We start from the raw sequence: 892 nt of genomic DNA, 5'->3' as shown, positions 1-892 counted from the left end.
GCGCACGGGGGTGCGCGGCGGCGGCCGTGTGCGCGCCGGTCAGCGGGTGGGCACGGCCCCGCTGAACACGGCGGGGAACCGAGTGCCGTCGACGTCCACCGACAGGCTGACCCGGTCCAGCTGGTCGTCCGGGATGGCGAAGGAGTACACGGCCGTCGCCGTGTCCCCCGGCTCCAGCGTGCCGCCGAAGTCGACGGTCTCCCGGTCGTACAGCGGCGCCGCCTGGGAGGCGCCGTCCCCGTAGGCGGCCTGGACGACGACGGCGTTGAGGTCCAGCGCCGCGTCGGTCCCGTTGGTCAGCTCGAGGGTCAGGAGGGTCTGCGGCTGGCCCGCCAGGTCCCCGGGACCACGGCCGCCGGTGACCTGCTGGCGGGCCTCCACCACCCGGACCGACGCTCCGTCGGACCACTCGGCCGGGGCGGTGAAGGCGGCGGGGGCCGCCTCCACCGTCCTGGCTGCCTCGTCCACGCCCGCGCGGGCCACCAGGGACGGCGCGGCCGCCTCGGTGACCGGCGCGACCGGCTCGGTGGGCGTGGGCGTCGCCTCCGGGTCGGTCCCCGGCTCGTCGGTCGTCGAGGCGGGGGCGGAGGCCGACGGCGCCGCGGCCGGCGAGCCGGGAGCGTCGTCCCGGCCGACGGTCAGCACCAGCAGCAGCCCGGCCAGCAGGACCAGCACGAGCACCGGGAGCCCCCGGCGGAGCAGCAGGGACCTGCCGCTCTGCCGCGGGGTGGCCGCGCGGCTCACGCGACCGGCCGAACGGTGAAGCCGGTGACCCGGACGTCGGTGGCGGCGGTGGCGCTGCTGGGCCGGTAGGCGGTGATGCCCACCGAACCGGGCGCCTGCAGCGACGCGGTGCTGTCGGTGCGGACCAGCTGCGCGGCGCCCGGCTCGG

Annotated in this window: 1 protein-coding gene; it reads right to left on the bottom strand. The window is 78.4% G+C overall.

Annotated features, from left to right (window positions below; translation table 11 throughout):
- Positions 1-39 precede the first annotated feature (39 nt).
- Positions 40-744 carry a hypothetical protein gene (locus ACI79D_RS24880; protein ID WP_456921216.1) on the bottom strand — a complete coding sequence of 235 codons (705 nt, stop codon included), beginning with the start codon at positions 742-744 and terminating at the stop codon, positions 40-42.
- Between the last annotated feature and the right edge of the window lie 148 nt (positions 745-892).

This window comes from Geodermatophilus sp. SYSU D00708 (genome assembly GCF_054050115.1).
This window is presented reverse-complemented; position numbering and strand designations above follow the sequence as displayed.